A 21,306-nucleotide genomic window follows, 5' to 3' on the forward strand; every position below is an offset into this window, starting at 1 on the left:
CCGGCCGCCGCGTCCCCGGCGCCCACGGCGTGTCCGCCCAGGCGGTCCGCGAGCCGGCCCGCCAGGTCGGGGTCCCCGCACACGACCGCCGTGAACCGCCCGGCCGGGGCCAGCAGTCCCGTCACGGGGTCGTACAGGTCCCCGCCCGGCTCGAGGGCCTGCGCCGGCCCGCCGGCGGCGGGACCCGACGCGTCGTCCGAGCGCGTCAGCGACAGCACCCGGGCCGCCCGCTGCGCGGAGGGCCGCGAGAAGGAGTACGCCATCGCGATCTCCTCGAAGTGCCGCAGCGGATACAGCATCGTGGCCACCGCGCTGAAAGCGGCGACGAGCTCACCGACCGCCAGCCGGCCGTCCAGGACGAGCACGGAGCCGTACCAGACCACCGTCACCATCAGGGCCCCGGGGAGCACCACCTGGACCGCGGCGATCAGCGCCCACATACGGGCACTGCGCACCGCCGCCGCCCGGACCTCCTGCGAGGCCTCGCGGTAGCGGTCGAGGAAGAGTTCCTCGCCGCCGATGCCGCGCAGTACGCGCAGGCCCGCCACGGTGTCGGAGGCCAGCTCCGTGGCCCGGCCCGCCTTCTCGCGCTGTACGTCGGCGCGCCGGGTGGCCCGGGGCAGCAGCGGCAGCACGGACAGCGCGAGCACCGGGACGCCCGCCGCGACCACCACGCCGATCGCGGGCGCGTAGAAGAGCAGCCCGACGCAGATGGCGACGACGGCGAACGCGGCGGCGAGGAAGCGCGAGACCGCCTCGACGAACCAGCCGATCTTCTCCACGTCCCCCGTGGACACGGCCACCACCTCGCCCGCCGCCACCCGACGCGTCAGGGCGGAGCCCAGTTCGGCGGTCTTGCGGGCGAGCAGCTGCTGCACCCGCGCGGCGGCGGTGATCCAGTTGGTGACGGCGGTCCGGTGCAGCATGGCGTCGCCGGTCGCGATGGCGGCGCCGACCAGCAGGAGCAGCCCGCCGACCAGCAGCAGCCGCCCGCCGTCGCGGTCGACGGCCGCCCCGACGCCCAGGCCCACCGCGTACGGCAGCCCGGCGATCCCGCAGAAGTGCACCAGCCCCCAGGCCAGGCTGCGGGCCTGCCCGCCGAGTTGGCCCCGGGCCAGCCACCACAGGAAACGCGGGCCGGAGCGGGCGTCGGGGACCCCGGGATCCGGATACGGAAGGTCGCTGATCTGCATGACGCCCCATCACGGCTCGGTGAGTGCAAACCACGCAAGGTTCGCCTTCCGGTCGCGGCCCCGGCAATCGGTTTTCCGGCCGGGGGGCGCCGCCCGGCGCACACCGTGCGGGCCGGGGGCGCGCACGGCCGGGGGGGCGTGGGAGGGGCGTACGGAGGGGTCAGGGCCGCGTGGCGCGCTCCAGTTCGAGGAGGACCGAGGCGTAGGGGTGCCCGGTGGCCCGTTCCATGCCCACCTCGCACATCCGGTTCGCCGACAGGTACGCGTCGTACGGCCGCGCGGCGACCTCCGCCGCCTCCCGCTCCGTCGCCGAGGCCGTCAGCTCCGGGTGCAGCATCCCCCGGTCGCCGGCGAAGGCGCAGCAGCCCGCGTCGTCCGGGACCACCACCTCCTCGGCACAGGCCCCCGCCACCGCCCGCAGCTGCTCCTCGTCCCCCAGGTGCCGCATGGAGCAGGCCGGATGGAGGACCGCGGACCCGACCGTGCGCCGGACCTCCAGGTGCGGCAGCAGTTCCCCGGCCGCCCAGACGACGGAGTCCACGATCCGCAGCTCCGCGTGCAGGGCCCGGTTGTCCTCGCTCAGGTACGGGACCACCTCCCGGGCCAGCCCCAGGGCGCAGGACGAGGCGTCGACCACGAGCGGCAGGCGGCCCCCGGCCGTCCACCCCCAGGCGGCCGCCACGATCCGGTCGGCCATCAGCCGGTTGCCGGCCTCGTACCCCTTGGAGTGCCAGATCGTCGCGCAGCAGGTGCCCCGGACGTCGCGCGGGATCCACACCGGCCTGCCCGCCCGCTCCGCCAGGGCCACCACCGCCTCCGGCAGCGAGGGCCCGGGACGGTCCCCGGGACCGCCGAAGATCCGGTTGACGCAGGCCGGGTAGTACACGGCGGCCGCGCCCACCCGCCGGGTCGGGGGCAGCCGGCGCGCGGCCGCCCCGGGCATCGGCGGCAGCCACTGCGGCACCAGGTCGGGGCGCACGGCCCTGCGCACGGCCCGGGTGACGGCGGACGGCAGCCGGTCCCCGGCCCGGCCGGCGGCGGCCACGGCCAGCCGGGCGGCGGCCTCCACGGCGGCGAACCGGGCGGCGGCCAGGGCGGCGGCGCGCTCCTCGACCGGGCCGTGCCGGCGCCGGCGGAACTCCCGCATCAGGGCGCCGGTGTCGATGCCGACGGGGCAGGCGAGCGCGCAGGTGGAGTCGCCGGCGCAGGTGTCGACGGCGTCGTGGCCGTAGTCGTCGAGCAGCCGGGCGAGGACGGGGGAGCCGGGTGCCTGGCGCGTCATCTCGCGGCGCAGCGCGATCCGCTGGCGCGGAGTGGTCGTCAGGTCCTCGCTGGGACAGGCCGGTTCGCAGAACCCGCACTCGATGCAGGGGTCGGCCTCCGCCTCCACCCCGGGGATCGTCTTCAGGCCGCGCAGGTGCGCCCGCGGATCGCGGTCGAGGAGGATCCGCGGGGCGAGGATGCCCTCCGGGTCGATCAGCCGCTTGGTGCGCCACATGAGGTCGGTGGCGGCGGGTCCCCACTCCAGTTCCAGGAAGGGGGCCATGTTGCGGCCGGTGGAGTGCTCGGCCTTCAGCGAGCCGTCGAACCGCTCGACCGTGAGCCGGCAGAAGGCCTCCATGAAGGCCGCGTACCGGTCCACGTCCTCGGGCCGGGCGGCGTCGAAGGCCAGCAGGAAGTGCAGGTTGCCGTGGGCCGCGTGCCCCGCGACGGCCGCGTCGAAGCCGTGCTCCGCCTGGAGGGCCAGCAGCGCCTCGCAGGCCTCGGCCAGCCGTGACGGCGGTACGGCGAAGTCCTCGGTGATCAGGGTGGTGCCCGGGGGGCGGGCCCCGCCGACGGCGGTGACGAAGGCCTTGCGGGCCTTCCAGTAGCCGGCGATGACGGCCGGGTCGCCGGTGAAGGCGTTGGTGACGGAGGGGACCGGCGCGACCAGCTCCAGCGAGGGCAGCACGGCGGCCGCCCGGCGCTCGTACTCCGCGCGCCCGGCGGCGTCCGGCGCGCGGAACTCCACCAGCAGCGCCGCCGTGTCCCTGGGCAGCTCCGCCCAGTCGGCGGGCACCCCGGCGACACTGACCGAGGCGCGCAGGGTGTTGCCGTCCATCAGCTCCACGGCGAGCGCCCCGGCCTCGTTGAACAGCGGGACCGCGGCGGCGGCCGCCGGCAGGGAGGGGAAGAACAGCAGCGCGCTGGTGAGCTCGCGGTCGAGCGGCAGGGTGTCGAAGACGACCTCGGCGATGAAGGCGAGGGTGCCCTCGGAGCCGACCGCGAGGCCGCGCAGGATCTCGACGGGCGTGGTGCCGTCGAGGTAGGCGTCGAGCCGGTAGCCGGTGGTGTTCTTGATCTCGTACTTGGCGCGGATCCGCGCGACGAGCGCCGGGTCGGCTTCGATCTCCCGCTTGAGCTCCATGAGCCCGTGGCACAGGGCGGGTTCGGCGCGGGCCAGTTCCTCGTCGGCGAGCGGGTCGGCGGTGTCCACGACGGTGCCGGTCGGCAGGACCAGGGTGAGGGAGGACAGGGTGCGGTACGCGTTCCGCGTGGTGCCGGCCGTCATGCCGGAGGAGTTGTTGGCGACGACCCCGCCCAGGGTGCAGGCGATCGCGCTGGCCGGGTCGGGGCCCAGGATCCGGCCGTGGCGGGCGAGGGCGGCGTTGGCGCGGAAGACGGTGGTGCCGGGCCGGATCCGGGCGCGGCGGCCCTCGTCGAGGACCTCGACGCCCCGCCAGTGGCGGCGTACGTCGACCAGCACGTCCTCGCCCTGGGCCTGGCCGTTCAGCGAGGTCCCGGCGGCGCGGAAGACCACCTCGCGCTGTCTGCCGTGGGCGTAGGAGAGGACGGCGGAGATGTCGTCGACGTCCTCGGCGATCACCACGACCTGCGGGACGAACCGGTACGGGGAGGCGTCGGTGGCGTAGCGGACCAGGTCGGAGACCCGCCACAGCACCTTCTCGGCGCCGAGGAGCGCGGTGAGCTCCTCGCGCAGGGTCCGCGGGGTGCCGGAGGCCGACCGGTCCGGGACCCGGTCGGGGGCGGGGGCGCCGTGGCCGCGTGGGCGCAGGGCGTCCGGCTTCGGTTCGAACAGCGGCATGTGCGACCCCTCGTCCGTGCGGGCGCCCCGGTCCGCCGCACGCGGCGCCCCTCAGGGGGACCGTTTCAGCAGCGGCGCTCCGCCGGGACGTCCGCGAGCGCGTTGAGCAGACCGCCGAGTACCTCGCGCTGTTCGGCGGTCAACGGAGCCAGGATCTCCTCTGCCGCGTCGGTTCGCGCGTTGCGCAGACGGCGCAGCGTGGCGCGACCGGTTTCGGTGAGCTCGATCCGGATCACGCGCCGGTTCGCCGGGTCGGGCGCGCGGCGCACGCAGTCGGCCGCCTCCAGACCGTCGACGAGCGTGGTCACGGCGCGCGGGACGACCTCAAGGCGCGTGGCCAGGTCGGCCATTCGGGGCGGCGTGCCGTCCGCGTAGTGCGCCACGATCCGCAGCAGCCGGCCCTGGGCCGGGGTGATCCCGAGCGGCTCCATGTGGCGTTTCTGGATCCGGTGGAGCCGGCGGGTGAGGCGCAGCAGCTGCTCGGCCAGGACGCCGTCGGTCGAATCGCGGGTGTCGGTGTCGGAACCGGTGCTCATACTGGGAAACAGTAGCAGGACGGAATTCATTGTGAGCATAGGTAACAATGAGCTAGGCTCACCGGAGTCCCCGGCGAAAGGAGGCCCATGCACAGCGACGAGCCGAAGTGGACCCCGTCGAACGAAGCCCTCGACCCCAGCCGGCCGGCCCCCGCCGACCGCCCGCGCGAGCTGCGCCGCATCCTCGGCCTGTTCCGGCCCTACCGAGGCCGCCTGGCCGTCGTCGGCGCGCTGGTCGGCGCGTCCTCGCTGGTCGCCGTCGCCTCGCCGTTCCTGCTCAAGGAGATCCTGGACGTCGCGATCCCCCAGGGCCGGACCGGGCTGCTCAGCCTGCTGGCGCTCGGCATGATCCTGACGGCGGTGGTGACCAGCGTCTTCGGCGTCCTGCAGACGCTGATCTCCACCACGGTCGGCCAGCGCGTCATGCACGACCTGCGCACCGCCGTCTACGCCCAGCTCCAGCGCATGCCGCTGGCCTTCTTCACCCGCACCCGCACCGGCGAGGTGCAGTCCCGCATAGCCAACGACATCGGCGGCATGCAGGCCACCGTCACCTCGACGGCGACCTCCCTCGTGTCGAACCTGACCGCCGTGGTCGCCTCCGTCGTCGCGATGCTCGCGCTCGACTGGCGGCTCACCCTCGTCTCCCTGCTCCTGCTGCCCCTCTTCGTGTGGATCAGCCGCCGCGTCGGCCGGGAGCGCAAGAAGATCACCACCAAGCGGCAGAAGCAGATGGCCGCCATGGCGGCCACGGTCACCGAGTCGCTGTCCGTCAGCGGCATCCTGCTCGGCCGCACCATGGGCCGCTCGGAGTCCCTCACCGCCGCCTTCGCCGAGGAGTCGGAGAAGCTGGTCGGCCTGGAGGTGCGCTCCAGCATGGCCGGGCGCTGGCGGATGTCCACCATCGGCATCGTGATGGCGGCCATGCCCGCGCTCATCTACTGGGCGGCCGGCATCGCCCTCCAGACGGGCGCGCCCTCCCTCTCCGTCGGCACCCTCGTCGCCTTCGTCACCCTCCAGCAGGGCCTGTTCCGGCCCGCCGTGAGCCTGCTGTCGACCGGCGTGCAGATCCAGACCTCGCTCGCCCTCTTCGCCCGGATCTTCGAGTACCTCGACCTGCCGGTGGACATCACCGAGCGCGAGGACCCGGTCCGGCTGGGCCGCGCGAAGGGCGAGATCCGCCTGGAGGACGTGCACTTCGCGTACGAGGCCAAGACCGGCCCCACCCTCACCGGCATCGACATCACCGTCCCGGCGGGTGGCTCCCTGGCGGTGGTCGGCCCGACCGGCTCCGGCAAGAGCACGCTCAGCTACCTGGTGCCCCGGCTCTACGACGTGACCGGCGGACGGGTCTCCCTCGACGGGGTGGACGTACGCGACCTGGACTTCGACTCGCTGGCCCGCTCCATAGGCGTGGTCTCCCAGGAGACCTACCTCTTCCACGCCTCGGTCGCCGACAACCTGCGCTTCGCCAAGCCGGACGCCACCGACGAGGAGATCGCCGAGGCGGCCCGCGCCGCGCAGATCCACGACCACATCCAGTCCCTGCCGGACGGGTACGACACCCTGGTCGGCGAGCGCGGCTACCGCTTCTCCGGAGGCGAGAAACAGCGGCTGGCGATCGCCCGGACCATCCTGCGCGACCCCCCGGTGCTCATCCTGGACGAGGCCACCAGCGCCCTCGACACGCGCACCGAGCACGCCGTGCAGCGGGCCATCGACAACCTCTCCCGGGGCCGCACCACCATCACCATCGCCCACCGCCTCTCCACCATCCGGGACGCCGACCAGATCGTGGTCCTGGACGCCGGCCGCATCGCCGAGCGCGGTACGCACGAGGAGCTGCTCGGGGCCGGTGGCCGCTACGCCGCGCTGGTCCGCCGGGACCGGGACGCGGCGCACGCGCCCCAGCCGGAGCGGGCGCCCGGGCGGGACGAGGGCCGTGACGCGGATGCCGCGCCGACTCCGGTGAACGTGTGATCATACGACCGGAATCGGGTGTGGTGCCCGGAACCTGCACGTACGGGAGCTAGCGTGCCGACATGCCTCATGCGTACCAGCCGCCGCAGCGCCGCTCCCGGCTCACCCGCCGAGGCCGCCTGCTGCTCCTGTTCACCACGCTGCTCGGGATCGGGCTCGGGGCGGCGGTCCTCGTCCCCCTGCTGTCCCGCACGCAGCCACCCGAGACGCCGCGCCCCCTGCTGATCCCCGAGGGGTGGCGCGCCCCGCAGGTCTACGCCGCCGTCGACAAGGAGCTGCGGCTCCCGGCGGGCACCACCGCCTCGGCCGTCGCCACCGCCGGGCTCGCCCTGCCCGCCGAGGCGAAGGGCAACCCGGAGGGCTACCTGTTCCCGGCCACCTACCCGGTGACCTCGAAGACCACCCCGGCCGAACTGCTCGCGACCATGGTGCGGACGGCGAACCAGAAGCTCGCCACCAAGGCCGTCGCCGACGGCGGCCGGGCCCACGGCATGACCCCGTACCAGACGGCCACCCTCGCCAGCATCATCGAGGCCGAGGCCGACAACCCGGCGGACATGGGCAAGGTCGCCCGGGTGGTCCACAACCGGCTCGCGAAGTCGATGCCGCTCCAGATGGACTCCACCCTCAACTACGCGCTGAACCGCAACACCGTGGACGTCAAGGTCAAGGACACCCGCATCGACCACCCCTTCAACACCTACGAGCGCCAGGGCCTGCCGCCCACGCCCATCGACAGCCCCGGCCTCCAGGCCATGGCGGCGGCGGTGGCGCCGACCCCCGGCGACTGGCTGTTCTTCGTCACCGTGAAGCCCGGCGACACCAGGTTCTCCACCACCTACGAGGAACACCGCAAGCACGTGGCGGAGTTCAACCGGCTTCGCGCGGCGCCCTCCGCCAAGCCCGCCGCCACGGCGCCCGGCAGGCCGGCCCGCGCCCAGGCCGGCCCGCCGGCCCGGCCCGCCACCCCGGCGGCCCCCGTGAAATGAGAGGCGACCTCACCGGTACCCGCCTACGATCGGCGGCCGGTGCGGAGTGCGCACGGAGAGCGGGGGCGGGTCGTGCGATGGCCATGGGGCGCGCGAAGGCGCCGGGAAGCGGAGACCGGGGGAGCGCGGGCGGCGGCGGAAGAGGAGGACCCGGGCGACTGGGCGGACTGGCTGGCCCGCTCGCCCGAAGGCCGGGAACTGGTCGCGTGGTGGCGCGACGAGCGCAGCCTCACCGCCCGCTCCGGCGCCGGCCACTACCGTCAACGCCTGGCCGCCTTGCTCTCCCGGGCCGCTCCGCGCGACGTCGCCGCCATGGGCCTGGGCTGCTCCCGGCGCGTGGACCGTCCCTGCCGCGCCCCCGGTGTCTGCGGCCGGGACCCGGACCCCGCCGACGGGATCCGTCTGCGCTCCGGCCCCGTCCCGGGCGCCTGCAGCCGCTTCATCGACTGCTGGACCCCGCACGAGATCCGCGTCCACTTCACCGCCGACGACCGCCACCGCGCGGTGCTCCTGCTGCGCGGCGGGCCCGACGCCGCCCGGCTGTGGGTGGACGGCACGCCCGTCGGTGAGGGGGAGTGGCTCGACAACGGCGGCCACTGGGAGCAGGACCGGTTCTACGTGATCCGCGTCGGCGGCCCGGCGGACCATCCCGCGCAGGGGCTCGGCGACTTCGGGGACTGGCTGTACCGGATCGTCTCGCTCCTCGTCTACGACGCCGAGCGCGCCCTGGCGCACGTCCTCGTACCCGGTCCCGACGAGCACTGGACGGATCCGGTCCTGCGGATCGACGGAGGGACGGCCCACGTGTACGCGACCCCGGCCGCCGAGCAGGCCGCGACCCCCGACCGCCGTTTCCCCGTCGACGGCCCTGGGACGCCCCCCGGGGCCTGACCCCGCCCTCGGGCCCCGGGCCCCCGGGCCGGCCCCCGGCGGGTCAGACCAGGGCCGGGACCGCCGGTCCCCGGGCCAGCAGGCGGCGGATCTCGCGCACGGCGGCCCCGCCCGCCCGGTTGGCCCCGATGGTCGAGGCCGAAGGCCCGTAGCCCACCAGGTGGACGCGCTCGTCGCGGACCGCCCTGGTCCCCTCGATCCGGATCCCGCCGCCCGGCTCGCGCAGCCGCAGCGGGGCCAGGTGGTCGACGGCCGGCCGGAAACCGGTGGCCCACAGGATCACGTCCGCCTCCACCCGCCGCCCGTCCGCCCAGGCCACCCCGGTCGGGGTGACGCGGTCGAAGACCGGCAGCCGGTCCAGTACCCCGGACTCCAGCCCGGCCCGTACGGCCTCGTTCAGCGGCAGGCCGGTCACGCTGACCACGCTCCGCGGGGGCAGCCCCCGGCGCACCCGCTCCTCCACCAGGGCCACCGCCGCCCGGCCCTCGGCCTCCCCGAAGCCCCCGTCGCGGAAGACGGGGGGCCTGCGGGTGACCCAGGTGGTCTCCGCCGCGACCTCGGCGACCTCCAGCAGGTGCTGCACCGCCGAAGTGCCCCCGCCGACCACGATGACCCGGGCCCCGGCGAACTCCCCGGGCCCGGGGTAGTCCGCGGTGTGCAGCTGCCGCCCCCGGAACAGCTCCTGGCCCGGGTAGCGCGGCCAGAACGGCCGGTCCCAGGTGCCGGTGGCGTTGACCAGCGCCCGCGCCGCCCAGTTCCCGGACGCGGACTCCACGAGCAGTCGCCCGCCGCCGCCCTCGCGCACGGCCCGCACGTCCACGGGCCGCCGCACGCGCAGCCCGAACCGCTCCTCGTACGCCGCGAAGTACTCCCCGATCACCTCGGACGAGGGCCGCAGCGGATCGGCGCCGGACAGCTCCCACCCCGGCAGCGCGTGCATCCCGTGCACCTTGCCGTAGGTGAGCGTCGGCCACCGGAACTGCCAGGCGCCGCCCGGCCGCGGGGAGTGGTCCAGTACCACGTGGTCGATGCCCGCCCGGGCCAGGTGGTAGGCACTGGACAGCCCCGCCTGCCCGGCCCCCACGACCACCACGTCCACGTCCACCGCGTCCCGCGCCATTTCGTTCACGGTTCTACCAACTCGCGGGGTGCGCCGGATCTTCCCCCGGGCCTGAGGGCTCAGGCGGCGACCGGTGACAGGGAGCGGAGCTCCTCCAGGCGCAGCCGGGTCTCCTCGTCCAGCGGGACGAACGTCGTCAGGCGCGGGCCGGCCGCCGGGCCCAGCCACAGGCTGGTGTGCTCCAGGCGGAGCAGGCCCACATGGGCGTTGCGGATGTACTTCCTGTTGCTGCCCAGTCCGACCACCTCGTGCCGCGCCCAGATCTCCCGGAACTCCGGCGAGGCCGCCTCCAGCCGGGCCAGCAGGGCCTTCCAGGCCGGTTCGGCCAGATGCCCGGCCATCGACGCGCGGAACTTGGCCGCCAGCAGCCGGTTGACCTCCGGCATGTCGGCCAGCGACGCCCGCCACTCGGCGTTGGTGAAGGCCAGCCACAGACAGTTGCGGTCCTCGCGCGGCAGCCGGTCCAGGTCGCACAGGAGCCGCGCGTAGGTGGCGTTGTAGGCGAGGATGTCGTAGCGGCTGTTCTGCACGCACGCCGGGATCGGGTCCAGCTGGTCGAGCATGGCCCGCAGCGCGGGGGTCACGCTCGCACACCGGGTGTCCGGGGCGGGATCGGTGCTGCCCGCCAGGGCGAAGAGGTGCGCGCGCTCGGTGGAGTCCAGCAGCAGGGCGCGCGCCAGGGCGTCCAGCACCTGGGCGGACACCTGGATCTCGCGTGCCTGCTCCAGCCAGGTGTACCAGGTGACGCCGACGGCGGAGAGCTGGGCGACCTCCTCGCGGCGCAGCCCGGGCGTGCGCCTGCGGCTGCCGCGGGCCAGCCCGACCTGCTCGGGGGTGATCCGCTCGCGGCGGCTGCGCAGGAAGTCGGCCAGCTCGTGCCGGCGCAGGTCGCTCTGGGGGGCCACAGTGGTCATGATTCCAGCCTGCCCTATCGCTCAGCCGGTTTCCAGGTACTGGTGGTACCAGGATAAAGAGACTCTGGTACCAGGCTGAGCGGAGGAGGATCGTCTCTTCCGTGACCGAATCCACCGTACGAACGCCGACCCGTCCGTCCACCGCCGGGGCCGCTCCGGCCGGGGCCGCTCCGGCCGGGGCCGCCCCCGCCGGGATCTCGCCCCTCGGGCTGTTCACCGTCCTGCTGGGCGCGGCCCTCCCGCTCATCGACTTCTTCATCGTCAACGTGGCGCTGCCCGCCATCGACACCGACCTCGCCGCCGGCCCGGCCATGCTGGAACTGGTGGTGGGCGGCTACGGCGTGGCCTACTCGGTGCTGCTGGTGCTGGGCGGCCGCCTCGGTGACACGGCCGGACGGCGCCGGCTCTTCCTGATCGGCATGGCCGCCTTCGGCGTCACCTCCCTCGCCTGCGGCCTGGCCCCCACCGCCTGGACGCTGGTCGGCGCGCGGGTGGCGCAGGGCGCCGCCGCCGCGCTGATGCTGCCGCAGGTGCTCGCCACCATCCAGGCCACCACCCGGGGCCCGCGCCGGGCCCGCGCGATGAGCCTGTACGGGGCCACCGCCGGACTGTCGATGGTCGCCGGGCAGATCCTCGGCGGGGTCCTGGTCGCCGCCGACGTGGCCGGCTCCGGGTGGCGCTCGGTCTTCCTGGTCAACGTCCCGGTGGTGCTCGTCGGACTGGTGCTCACCCTCCGGGCCGTCCCGGAGACCCGCTCCGACCGCCCGGCGTCGGTGGACGTGCCCGGAACGCTGCTGCTGGGCCTGACGCTCGTGTCCCTGCTGCTGCCGCTGACGGAGGGCCGCGCGGCCGGGTGGCCGCTGTGGACCTGGCTCTCGCTGGCCGTCTTCCCGCCGGCCGCCGTGGCCTTCTACCTGGCCGAGCGCCGGGCCGACCGCCTCGGCCGGACCCCGCTGGTGCCGCCGAGCCTGCTGCGGCTGGTGTCGCTGCGCCGCGGGCTCGTGATGCTGCTGCCGTTCTCGATCGGCTTCAGCGGGTTCATGTTCGCCTTCGCCGTCGCGCTCCAGCAGGGCCTGCGCATGGGCCCGGTCGCGGCGGGTCTCGCCCTGGTGCCGATGGCCGTGGCCTTCTTCGCCGCCTCGCTCGCCGGACCCCGCCTGGTCGGGCGCTACGGCAGCCGGGTCGTCACCGCCGGAGGGGTCGTCCAGGCCGTCGGCATCGCCCTGCTGGTGGTCACCGTGTGGCGCGGCTGGCCGGACCTGGGGCTGGCCGCCCTCGCCCCCGGCGTGGCACTCGCGGGCCTGGGGCAGGGCCTCCAGCTGCCGGTGCTGATGCGGCTGATGCTCTCCGACGTGCCGGCCGACCGGGCCGGGGTGGGCAGCGGGGTCATGGTCACCACGCAGCAGTCCTCGCTGGCCCTGGGAGTGGCGACGCTCGGCAGCCTCTTCCTCGCGCTGGACGCCGCGCTCGGCATGCGCGACGCCCTCACCGTCACCCTGCTCGCGCAGCTCGGGCTGATCGCCCTGACCCTCGTCCTCAGCCTGCGCCTCCCGCGCACCATGGGCTGAACCCCCACCGCCGGACGGCAGCCCCCGGCCGCCACGGTCACGCGCCCCCGGCCCACCCGGCACCGAGCGAGCCCAGCCACTCCTCCGCCGCCGCCGCGCTGAACTCCGCCTGGCCGCCCGGGAAGAGCAGGCCCACGCCGGCGAAGGCCGGGTCGGCCGCGCCGTCCGTGACGTACGGGACCGCCAGGCAGGCCATCCCGGCGGCACGGGCCGCGAGCGCCCCCGGCGCCGCGTCCTCGACCACCACGCAGGAGGCGGGCGCGGCGCCGAGCCGACGGGCGGCCTCCAGGAACACGTCCGGCGCGGGCTTTCCCCGTTCGACCTCCTCGGCGGAGACCACCGTGCGCAGCAGGGCCGCCAGCCCGGTGCCCTCCAGTACGGCGTCGATCGCCTCCCGGGAGGATCCGGAGGCCACCGCCATCGGCACCCCCCGCGCGTGCAGTCGCTCCACGAGCGCCCGCATCTCGGGGAAGGCCTCCGTACGGGTCCGGGCCAGCTCCAGATAGGCGGCGTTCTGCTCGGCCAGCAGCTGCTCCACCGGCGGCCGGAGCCCGTAGTGCTCCTTGAGGAGCTCCAGCGTCTCGAGGGTCCCGATGCCGATGAACCGCGCGTGCTGTTCCCAGGTGAAGTCGGGGACGCCGTGCCGTTCCAGGGTGAGCCGCCCGGACTCGTAGTAGTTCGGCTCGCTGTCCACGAGGGTGCCGTCGAGATCGAATATGACGGAGATCATCCGCTGTGCCCGTCCTGCCGGTCGTGTCGCTGTCCGCCCCATCCTGTCAGGGTTTGCGTGCAGCTCGTCCCACGGCCTCGACCAGGGGCAGCAGCCGGTGTGCGACCCGCTCCCGCAAGGCCACCTCCGTCCGGGTGCGGACCACCCCGGGGAGCCGGATCAGCCGCTGGATCACGTCCTCCAGGTGCTCGTTGTCCCGGGCGGCGACCCGGGTCAGCAGGTCCCCGCCGCCGGTGATCGAGAACGCCTCGATGATCTCCGGCACGGCGGCCAGGGCGTCGCCCACGTCGTCCAGGTGCCCCTGGGTGACCTCGATGTGCACGAAGGCCAGCACCGGGTGGCCGAGGGCGGCCGGGGAGAGCACGGGCCCGCTTCCGGTGATCACCCCCGTGCGCTCCAGCCGGTCCAGCCTGGCCTGGAGCGTCCCGCGCGCCACGCCGAGGATCCGGGCGTACTCGCGGACACTGGTGCGCGGCTGCTCGATCAGCAGGCGCAGGATCCGGGTGTCGAGCTCGTCCACCGCCATGCCAGGACTGTACCAATGGTCCGACAAGCCCGGATTGTTGAGATTTCGGATGAGGGAGGCCGGCGCCGTGAAGACCGCCGTGGTCCTGTACACCAGCGACCTGCGCCTGCACGACCACCCGCCGCTGCGCGCCGCCCTCGCCACCTGCGACCGGGTCGTCCCGCTCTTCGTCCACGACCGGGCCGTCGAGCGCGCCGGCTTCGCCGCGCCCAACCGGACGGCCTTCCTCGCCGACTGCCTCGCCGACCTCGACGCCGCACTGCGCGAACGCGGCGGCCGCCTCGTACTGCGCTCCGGGGAGGTGGCCGACGAGGTCGGCGCCCTGGTCCGGGAGGCCGGCGCCGTCGAACTGCACCTCGCCGCCGGGGTCAGCGGCTACGCGCAGGCCCGCGAACGCCGCCTGCGCGAGGCCCTCCGGGGACAGGGGTGCGCCCTGCACGCGCACGACGGCGTGATCACCGCGGTCGCCCCCGGCGCGATCCTCCCCAGCGGCCGGGGCTCCGGCCACTTCGCAGTCTTCACCCCGTACCTGCGCCGCTGGAGCGAACTGCCGCCGCGCCGGGCGGCCGCCGCCCCGCGCGTCGTCCGCGTCCCCGAGGACATCGGATCCGAGGAGCCGCCCCGCCGCTCCGCCGTCACCGGCACCTCCCCCGGCCTGGCGCGCGGCGGCGAGCGCGAGGCCCGCCGGCTGCTGACCCGCTGGCTGCGCTCAGGCCTCGCCCGCTACGAGGACACCCACGACGACCTCGCCGCCGACGCCACCTCCCGCCTCTCCCCGCACCTGCACTTCGGCACCCTCTCGCCCGTCGAGGCCGCCCAGCGGGCCCGCGAGGCCGGCGGACCCGGAGCCGAGGCCTTCGTCCGCCAGCTGTGCTGGCGCGACTTCCACCACCAGGTCCTCGCCGCCCGCCCCGAGACCGCCACCGAGGACTACCGGCCCCGCCACGACCGCTGGCGCACCGGCCGCGACGCCGAGGAGGAGATCCGGGCCTGGAAGGAGGGCCGCACCGGCTACCCCGTCGTCGACGCGGCCATGCGCCAGCTGCGCCACGAGGGCTGGATGCACAACCGGGGCCGGCTGCTCGCCGCCGGCTTCCTCACCAAGACCCTCTACGCGGACTGGCGCACCGGGGCCCGCCACTTCCTCGACCTGCTCGTCGACGGGGACGTGGCGAACAACCAGCTCAACTGGCAGTGGGTGGCCGGCACCGGCACCGACACCCGGCCCAACCGGATCCTCAACCCCGTCCGCCAGGGCCTGCGCTACGACCCCGAGGGCCGCTACGTCCACCGCTGGGTGCCCGAACTCGCCGGCCTGCCCGCGCCCCGCGTCCACGAACCCTGGCGGCTGCCCGCCGCCGAACGGGCCCGGTACGACTACCCCGAGCCGGTGGTGGACCTCGCCGAGGGCCGGGCCCGCTTCCTCGAAGGACGGCGGGACGACGCCCCCTGACCGGTCCGGCACGTCCGGCGGTGACACGCCCGCCCCGCTCCACCGGGCCGACGTGCCGGGCGCGAGGACCGCCCCGTAGGGTCCGGGACATGAGTGATCTGCTGCTGGTGAGGCACGGGGAGACGGCGTGGAGCGCCAACGGGCGGCACACCGGGCTCACCGACGTCCCGCTGACCGCGCGCGGGGCCGACGAGGCCCTCTCGCTGGCCCCCTACTTCCGTGACCGCGACCCCGCCCTGGTGCTGACCAGCCCGCTGAGCCGGGCCGTGGCGACGGCCGAACTCGCGGGGCTGACCGACGGGGTCCCCGACCCCGACCTCCACGAGTGGGACTACGGCGGCTACGAGGGCATCACCACGGCCGAGATCCAGCGGACCCGGCCCGACTGGTCCCTGTGGACCGACGGCGTCCCGCCGGGCGACGCCCGGCACCCGGGGGAGGACGCCGCCCAGGTCGGCGCGCGCGCGGACCGCGTCCTGGCCCGGGCCGCGGAGGTGCTGCGCGCCGGCAAGGGGGACGTGGTCCTCGTCGCCCACGGCCACTTCCTGCGCGTCCTGACCGCCCGCTACCTGGGCCTGCCCCCGGAGGCGGGCCGCCTGTTCCTCCTGCGTACGGGCACGGTCAGCGAACTCTCCACGGAACACGGCCTCCCGGTGATCGCGGGCTGGAACACCCGCCCCTGAGACCCGGCCCGGCGGCCCGCCCCACCCCGCCCCGCCCGCGGCGCGGGCCGCCGCCACCCGGACGCCCCGTGCCGCCTCGCGCGCCACCGCCCCGCGCGTGACGATGCGTACATGGACCAGGGCGACCACGGCCGGCCGGAGGGCACCCTCCCCGGCGCCGACTCCGGCGAGGACACCCTCCAGGCCGGCGCGATCGGCTTCCTCGACGCGCTCGTCATCGGCCTGAACTCGACCTCGCCCGCGTACTCCCTGGCCGCCGTCATCGGCCCCATCGTCGCCATCGCCGGGATCTACGCCCCGGGCGTGATGCTGGCCTCGTTCGTCCCGATGCTGCTCATCGCCGCCGCCTTCTACTACCTCAACAAGGTCGACCAGGACTGCGGCACCACCTTCTCCTGGGTGACCCGCGCGATGGGCCCGTGGGCGGGCTGGCTCGGCGGCTGGGCCATCACCATGACCGGCGTCCTCGTCATCGGCTCCCTCGCCGACGTCGCCGTCCACTTCGGGCTGCTGGCCTTCGGCCTCGACGGCCTGGCGGCCAACACCGTGGTCCGCCAGACCCTCACCGTGGTGCTGATCCTCGCCATGACCGCGGTCTGCGTCATCGGCACCGAGCTGTCGGCCCACTTCCAGGACGTCCTCATCCTCGCCCAGGTCCTCTTCCTCCTGGTCTTCGCCGTCGTCGCCATCTACCGGGTCTACGCCGGCACCAGCACCCTCGACGCCCTCCACCCCTCCGTCACCTGGCTCAACCCCTTCGGCGCCGGCGGCAGCGCCCTCACCGGAGGCCTGCTGCTCGGCGTGTTCATCTACTGGGGCTGGGAGTCGGCCGTCAACCTCACGGAAGAGGTCGAGGACTCCGCCACCGCCCCCGGCAAGGCCGGCATCTGGTCCACCCTGGTGCTGCTCGTCACCTACCTGTCCGTCGGCTTCGCCATCGTCGCCTACGCGGGGACGAAGTTCCTGTCCGAGAACGCCGGCGAGGAGGAGGCGATCTTCGCCGTCCTCGCGCACGAGGTGATGGGCGGCTGGGACTGGATGGTCCTCCTCGCCGTCTGCACCTCCGCCCTCGCCTCCACCCAGACGACGATCATCCCGGCCTCCCGCACCGCCCTGTCCATGGCCCGCCGGCACGCCCTGCCCCCGCAGCTCGCCCACATCCACCACCGCTTCCACACCCCGGACGTCAGCACCTGGTGGGTGGCCGCCATCGCCATCGTCTGGTACCTGGCCGTCAACCAGATCAGCGAGAACGCCCTCCTCGACTCCCTCACCGCGCTCTCCCTGCTCATCGCCTTCTACTACGCCCTCACCGGCCTGGCCTGCGCCGTCTACTACCGCCGCCACCTGCTGGAGAACGCGCACAACCTCCTCCTGATCGGCGTCGGCCCGCTGGTCGGCGCCGGACTGCTGGCCTGGCTGCTGGTGGAGTCCGTCCAGGACATGTCCAACCCGCGGAACTCGGCCAGCGGGGTCTCCTGGTTCGGCCTCGGCCCGCCCCTGGTCATCGGCATCGGCATCGCGGTCGCCGGCGTCCTCCTGATGTGCTTCTGGCGGATCCGCGACGGCAGGTTCTGGCAGGAGCGCCGGGGCGTCGTCGACCCGGCCCTCGTCCGCGGGAAGAACAGAGGAGGCCCCGGATGTCCGTAGTCCTCGGGTACGACGAGTCGCCCGGCGCCGAGCGCGCCCTGCGCGTCGCGCTGGAGGTGGCCACCGCCTTCGGGGAACCACTGGTCCTCGTCTACGGCGCGGCCGCCCCCGGCGCCGCCGGCGAGGAGTACCGGGCTCACCGCGAGGCCGTACTCCAGGCGGGCCGCAGCGCCCTCGCCCGGGCCGTCGAAGCCGCCGACGAGGCGGGGGTCCCCTCGACCGTCGAGGTGATGGACGACAAGCCGGCCCAGGCACTGCTCGCCGCCGCCGCACACCACGACGCCCGGGTCATCATCGTCGGCACCTGGGGCGACAGCCCCATCCGGGGCGCCCTCCTCGGCTCGACCCCGCACAAGCTCCTGCACCTCTCCCCGGTTCCGGTGCTGTGCGTCCCCACCGAGCCGGAGCCGTAGCCGCACCCGTAGCCGTACCCGTCAGGCGAAGACCCCCGCGAGGTATCCGGCCAGCCCCGCGGCCGTCGGCGGGCACAGCCGGGCGCCCAGGTAGCCGTCCGGGCGGACCACGAAGGCCGTCGCCTCCCGCACCCCGTAGCGCAGCGCGAACTCGCCGCGCGCGTCGCGGTACACCGGGAACGGCGTGGCCCCGGCGGGCGCGGTCCCGCCCTCGGTGAGGACCGCGTACGCCGTGAGCCGCCCCGCCGGCAACCCGCCCGTCAGTGCGGCGAGTCGGGGAACGAACGAGTCCCACGCACCGTCGGTGTACACCAGCAGCACGTGCTCGCGGTCCCTCAGCAGGTCGTGGAGCCGCAGCGGATAGGCGGGGATCTCCCCGGCCAGCCCGCCGCAGTCGGGGGCCCGCTCGCCGGGCCCCGGCCCGGAGCCGTCGGCCGGCCTGGAGCCGTCGGCCGGCCCGGAGCCGTCGGCCGTCCCGGGATCCGGAGGCCGGACGACCGGGCTGTCGGGATAGCCCACCAGCAGCTGGGCCTCGCGCAGCAGCGCCGCCGTCTCCCGGCCGGCCGCCCCGGCGGTCAGGCGGGCGTGGCGCACCGTGCGGCCGACGACCTCCTCGCCGACCGGCCGGCGCTCGGCGTCATAACTGGCGAGCAGCCCCGGGTGCGCGCAGCCGCCGACGGCCAGGGCGAGCTTCCAGGCCAGGTTCCAGGCGTCCTGGATGCCGGTGTTCATCCCCTGCGCACCCGTCGGCGGATGGATGTGCGCCGCGTCCCCGGCGACGAAGACCCGCCCCTCGGAGTACCGGTCCACGAGGCGGTGGCTGATCCGGAACACCGACGACCAGCGCATCGCGGAAGCGGTGACCGGCCGGGGCGACATCCGGTCCAGGACCGCCTGGACGTCCCCGAGCGCGGGGGCCCGGGAGCCCTCCAGCCCGTGCCCCACCCCGTCGCCGGCCTCCGGCGCGGCCGCCGCGGAGAGCTCCGGCGGCACCAGCATGGACATCCGGTAGCGGCCGGGACCGGGCAGCGGGATGCAGACCAGCAGGTCGTCGACCTCCCCGCCGGCGTCGTGGTGCACCGCCCGGACGGTGTACCCGTACGGCAGGTCCCAGCCGACCTCGACGTCGGCCAGCATGTACTCCTCGGGGAAGGCCCCGCCCCCGAAGGACAGCCCCAGCCCCTTGCGCACGGTGCTGTGCGCCCCGTCGCAGCCCACCAGGTACCCGCTCCGCAGCTCCTCGCCGCCGTCCGGTCCCGTCAACAGGACGTTCACCCCGCCGTCGTCCTGCGTGAAGGACACCAGCTCGGTGCCGCGCTCGATCCCGGTGCCGAAGCGGGCCAGGAAGGCTTCCAGGATCCGCTCCGTCTCGTACTGCGGCAGCGCCGCGAACCCGTACGGCACCTCCGGCGGCAGCGCCATCCGCAACGTCTCCCGCTCTTCGCCGTCGACGTAGACCAGCTGCCCGCGCAGCGGGACCGCCGTCTCCAGCACGTCCGCGACCAGCCCCATCCGGTCCCACAGCTCCAGCGTGCGCGGCTGGATCCCCACGGCCTTCGCGTACGGCAGCCGCCCCGGCAGCCGGTCCACGATCCGGCAGGACACCCCGCGCCTGCGCAGCTCCACCGCCGCCGTCAGCCCCACCGGGCCCGCACCGACGACGAGCACGTCCACCGCCGCGCCCTTCATGCGTCCATCGTGGCCACCCGCGCCGCCGCCCCGCCACCGGGCGCGTCGGGGGAGCGCCGGGGGGAGCGCCGGGGACACCCCGGCGCGCAGCCGATCCGTTGGCCCGCCGGTGGCCGGAAATGTACGCACAGGGCGGGGCCAATGGCCCAGCGGGAGGAGCCCGCCTTGAGCCAATGCCCCTGCGGATGCTTATCTGTGTCGTATCCATGTACTTTCGGCGCCGCGCGACGCCGGCCGGCAACGACGCCGGACCGGAGCGCGGCGCCTTCGCCGTGCCCGTACGCTGCCCACCACCCCCGGGCGGACACCGGCACGGCGCGCACCACTCCGAGGGGGGCGGCACACCGCCATGAAGAGGATGTTCACGGCTCCGGATCCGGGGCACGCCAGGCTCAGGAACTCGACGCGCGCGGTGATCGGCACCGGGCTGGCCGTCGCCGTCGCCGAAGTGGCCGGGCTCTCGCTGACCGCGTCCATCACCGGCGGGCTCGCGGCCCTGCTCGCGCTGTTCACCGTCCTCGACGCGGACGTCCGGGCCCAGCGGGTGACCACCGCCCTGCTGCCCGTCGCCGGGTTCCCCGTCCTGGTCCTGGCCACCACCCTGCACGGCATGCCGCCCGTGCGCGACGCGGCCTGGCTCGCCGTCGTCTTCGCCGGGGTCTACGCCCGCCGGTGGGGGCCGCGCGGGCACGCCCTCGGCATCTTCGCCTTCATGATGTTCTTCGTCACCCAGTTCCTGCACGCCCGGCCCGCGCAGCTGCCCGAGCTGTTCGCCGCCGTCGCCCTGGCGCTCCTGTCGGCCGGCGCCGTGCGGTTCGTGCTGTGGCCCATCGAGCGCCGGACGCCCCCGGCCGCCGCCCCGCCGCCGCTGCCCGGCACCGGCCTCGCCCGGCCCACCACCCGCCAGGCCTTCCAGGCCACGGCCGCCTGCGGCTTCGCCCTGGCCATCGGCCAGATCCTGTCCGAGGACCGCTGGTACTGGGCCGTCGGCACCGCCTGGTGGATCTTCGTCAACACCGCCTCGCGCGGCGAGACCCTGGTCCGCGGCTTCCGCCGGGTCCTGGGCACCGTCACCGGCATCGCCGCCGGCCTGCTGATCGCCGTACCCCTGCACGGAGCGCCCGCGCCCACCGCCGCGCTGGTCGCCGTCTGCGTCTTCGGCATCTTCTACACGGCCGCCCCCTCGTACTCCTGGATGATGTTCTTCGTCACGGTCATGGCCGGACTGCTCTACGGGCTCCTCGGCGTCCTGCACCCCGGGCTGCTGCTCCTGCGCTTCGAGGAGACCGCCGTCGGCGCCCTGGGCGCGGCCCTCGGCGTCACCCTGATCCTCCCGGTCACCACGCACGCCGCCAACGACGCCTGGATCCAGCGCGCCCTGCACTGCGTACGGGCCTCCACCGCGGCCTCCCTCGACCGCCTCGCGGGCGACCCCGACGCCGACCCCGCCCCGCACGCCGCCGAGCTGGAGCTGCTCCTGGCCCGGGTGCGGATGGCGCTCGCGCCCCTGGTCCACCCGCTGAGCCCGCTGCGCGCCCGCAAGGCCCGCGCCCGCCAGGTCCTGGCCCTGCTCGACGACTGCGCCCGCGAGGTCCGCGGCCTCGTCTCCGTCGCCGCCGACCCCCAGGCCTCCCACGACGCCCGCCTCGCCGCCGCCTGCTGGCGGGTCGAGGCCGCCGTGGAGGCGCTCACCGCCCCGCAGGGCGCCACGGCGAACACCGCCCCCGCCACCCCGGCCGGTCCCGCCGGAGCCGAGCCGGCCCTGGCCCACCTGCACGGCCTGGAGACGGCCCTGGCCGCCCTCGCCACCCCGCTGCGCACCGACCCGCGCGCCCCGCTGGCCGTCACGGCCTGACGCGGACCGCCCCCGCCCGGCGGCGGTCGGG

Annotated in this window: 17 protein-coding genes; 9 read left to right on the forward strand and 8 right to left on the reverse strand. The window is 75.1% G+C overall.

The features are described from left to right. The 3 genes from ABT403_RS20430 to ABT403_RS20440 form a co-directional block, all read right to left on the reverse strand. The coding region (locus tag ABT403_RS20430; protein ID WP_351649479.1) for an ABC transporter transmembrane domain-containing protein at window positions 1-1,193 on the reverse strand (1,193 nt) is incomplete at its 3' end. Between the two features lie 160 nt (window positions 1,194-1,353). After that, window positions 1,354-4,278, reverse strand: a complete 2,925-nt coding sequence (locus tag ABT403_RS20435) for an FAD-binding and (Fe-S)-binding domain-containing protein (protein ID WP_344150486.1) — start codon at window positions 4,276-4,278, stop codon at window positions 1,354-1,356. A 65-nt stretch (window positions 4,279-4,343) separates the two neighbouring features. Next, the gene (locus tag ABT403_RS20440) at window positions 4,344-4,814 is read right to left on the reverse strand and encodes a MarR family winged helix-turn-helix transcriptional regulator (protein WP_344150489.1); all 471 of its coding nucleotides are present in this window, start codon (window positions 4,812-4,814) and stop codon (window positions 4,344-4,346) included. Window positions 4,815-4,901: 87 nt separating this feature from the next. Between ABT403_RS20440 and ABT403_RS20445 the strand changes: the two genes are divergently transcribed. The 3 genes from ABT403_RS20445 to ABT403_RS20455 all read left to right on the forward strand — a co-directional run bounded on the left by ABT403_RS20445 (window position 4,902) and on the right by ABT403_RS20455 (window position 8,674). Then, window positions 4,902-6,794, forward strand: a complete 1,893-nt coding sequence (locus ABT403_RS20445; RefSeq protein ID WP_344150492.1) for an ABC transporter ATP-binding protein — start codon at window positions 4,902-4,904, stop codon at window positions 6,792-6,794. Window positions 6,795-6,856: 62 nt separating this feature from the next. Then, the gene (gene mltG, locus ABT403_RS20450) at window positions 6,857-7,783 is read left to right on the forward strand and encodes an endolytic transglycosylase MltG (protein ID WP_344150495.1); all 927 of its coding nucleotides are present in this window, start codon (window positions 6,857-6,859) and stop codon (window positions 7,781-7,783) included. 72 nt (window positions 7,784-7,855) lie between these two features. Then, the gene (locus ABT403_RS20455; protein WP_344150498.1) at window positions 7,856-8,674 is read left to right on the forward strand and encodes a hypothetical protein; all 819 of its coding nucleotides are present in this window, start codon (window positions 7,856-7,858) and stop codon (window positions 8,672-8,674) included. A gap of 43 nt (window positions 8,675-8,717) precedes the next feature. Here ABT403_RS20455 and ABT403_RS20460 read toward each other — a convergent pair whose 3' ends face one another. Further along, window positions 8,718-9,794 (reverse strand): FAD-dependent oxidoreductase, encoded by a 1,077-nt coding sequence (locus tag ABT403_RS20460; protein ID WP_344150944.1) that lies wholly within the window; start codon window positions 9,792-9,794, stop codon window positions 8,718-8,720. A 59-nt stretch (window positions 9,795-9,853) separates the two neighbouring features. Beyond that, window positions 9,854-10,708, reverse strand: a complete 855-nt coding sequence (locus ABT403_RS20465) for an MmyB family transcriptional regulator (protein ID WP_344150501.1) — start codon at window positions 10,706-10,708, stop codon at window positions 9,854-9,856. Between the two features lie 101 nt (window positions 10,709-10,809). Between ABT403_RS20465 and ABT403_RS20470 the strand changes: the two genes are divergently transcribed. Next, on the forward strand, window positions 10,810-12,276 hold the full coding sequence (locus tag ABT403_RS20470) for an MFS transporter (protein WP_425580091.1): 1,467 nt from the start codon (window positions 10,810-10,812) through the stop codon (window positions 12,274-12,276). Between the two features lie 37 nt (window positions 12,277-12,313). Here the strand turns inward: ABT403_RS20470 and ABT403_RS20475 are convergent, their stop codons facing one another. Together ABT403_RS20475 and ABT403_RS20480 are read right to left on the reverse strand one after the other, a co-directional pair. Further along, entirely contained in the window at window positions 12,314-13,006 is a 693-nt protein-coding gene (locus ABT403_RS20475; RefSeq protein ID WP_344150504.1) for an HAD family hydrolase, read from the reverse strand. Window positions 13,007-13,052: 46 nt separating this feature from the next. Next, the gene (locus ABT403_RS20480; RefSeq protein WP_344150507.1) at window positions 13,053-13,532 is read right to left on the reverse strand and encodes an Lrp/AsnC family transcriptional regulator; all 480 of its coding nucleotides are present in this window, start codon (window positions 13,530-13,532) and stop codon (window positions 13,053-13,055) included. Between the two features lie 67 nt (window positions 13,533-13,599). Here ABT403_RS20480 and ABT403_RS20485 point away from each other — a divergent pair, with 67 nt between their 5' ends. The 4 genes from ABT403_RS20485 to ABT403_RS20500 all read left to right on the forward strand — a co-directional run bounded on the left by ABT403_RS20485 (window position 13,600) and on the right by ABT403_RS20500 (window position 17,731). Beyond that, window positions 13,600-14,985 (forward strand): cryptochrome/photolyase family protein, encoded by a 1,386-nt coding sequence (locus ABT403_RS20485; RefSeq protein ID WP_344150510.1) that lies wholly within the window; start codon window positions 13,600-13,602, stop codon window positions 14,983-14,985. Window positions 14,986-15,074: 89 nt separating this feature from the next. Further along, a complete protein-coding gene (locus ABT403_RS20490; RefSeq protein WP_344150513.1) occupies window positions 15,075-15,668 on the forward strand; it encodes a histidine phosphatase family protein in 594 nt (197 codons plus the stop codon). A gap of 111 nt (window positions 15,669-15,779) precedes the next feature. After that, a complete protein-coding gene (locus ABT403_RS20495) occupies window positions 15,780-17,318 on the forward strand; it encodes an APC family permease (protein ID WP_344150516.1) in 1,539 nt (512 codons plus the stop codon). Next, window positions 17,309-17,731, forward strand: coding sequence for a universal stress protein (locus tag ABT403_RS20500; RefSeq protein WP_344150519.1), 423 nt, complete (start codon window positions 17,309-17,311; stop codon window positions 17,729-17,731). Before ABT403_RS20495 ends, ABT403_RS20500 begins: the two co-directional genes overlap by 10 nt. Before the next feature lie 21 nt (window positions 17,732-17,752). On the opposite strand, the gene ABT403_RS20505 is transcribed toward ABT403_RS20500, so the two are convergent. Next, window positions 17,753-19,420 (reverse strand): FAD-dependent monooxygenase, encoded by a 1,668-nt coding sequence (locus tag ABT403_RS20505; RefSeq protein WP_344150522.1) that lies wholly within the window; start codon window positions 19,418-19,420, stop codon window positions 17,753-17,755. A gap of 349 nt (window positions 19,421-19,769) precedes the next feature. Between ABT403_RS20505 and ABT403_RS20510 the strand changes: the two genes are divergently transcribed. Next, the gene (locus ABT403_RS20510) at window positions 19,770-21,275 is read left to right on the forward strand and encodes an FUSC family protein (RefSeq protein WP_344150525.1); all 1,506 of its coding nucleotides are present in this window, start codon (window positions 19,770-19,772) and stop codon (window positions 21,273-21,275) included. Window positions 21,276-21,306 lie beyond the last annotated feature (31 nt).

The sequence above is a fragment of the Streptomyces sp. NPDC000075 genome (assembly GCF_040301925.1).
GTDB lineage: Bacteria > Actinomycetota > Actinomycetes > Streptomycetales > Streptomycetaceae > Streptomyces > Streptomyces polychromogenes.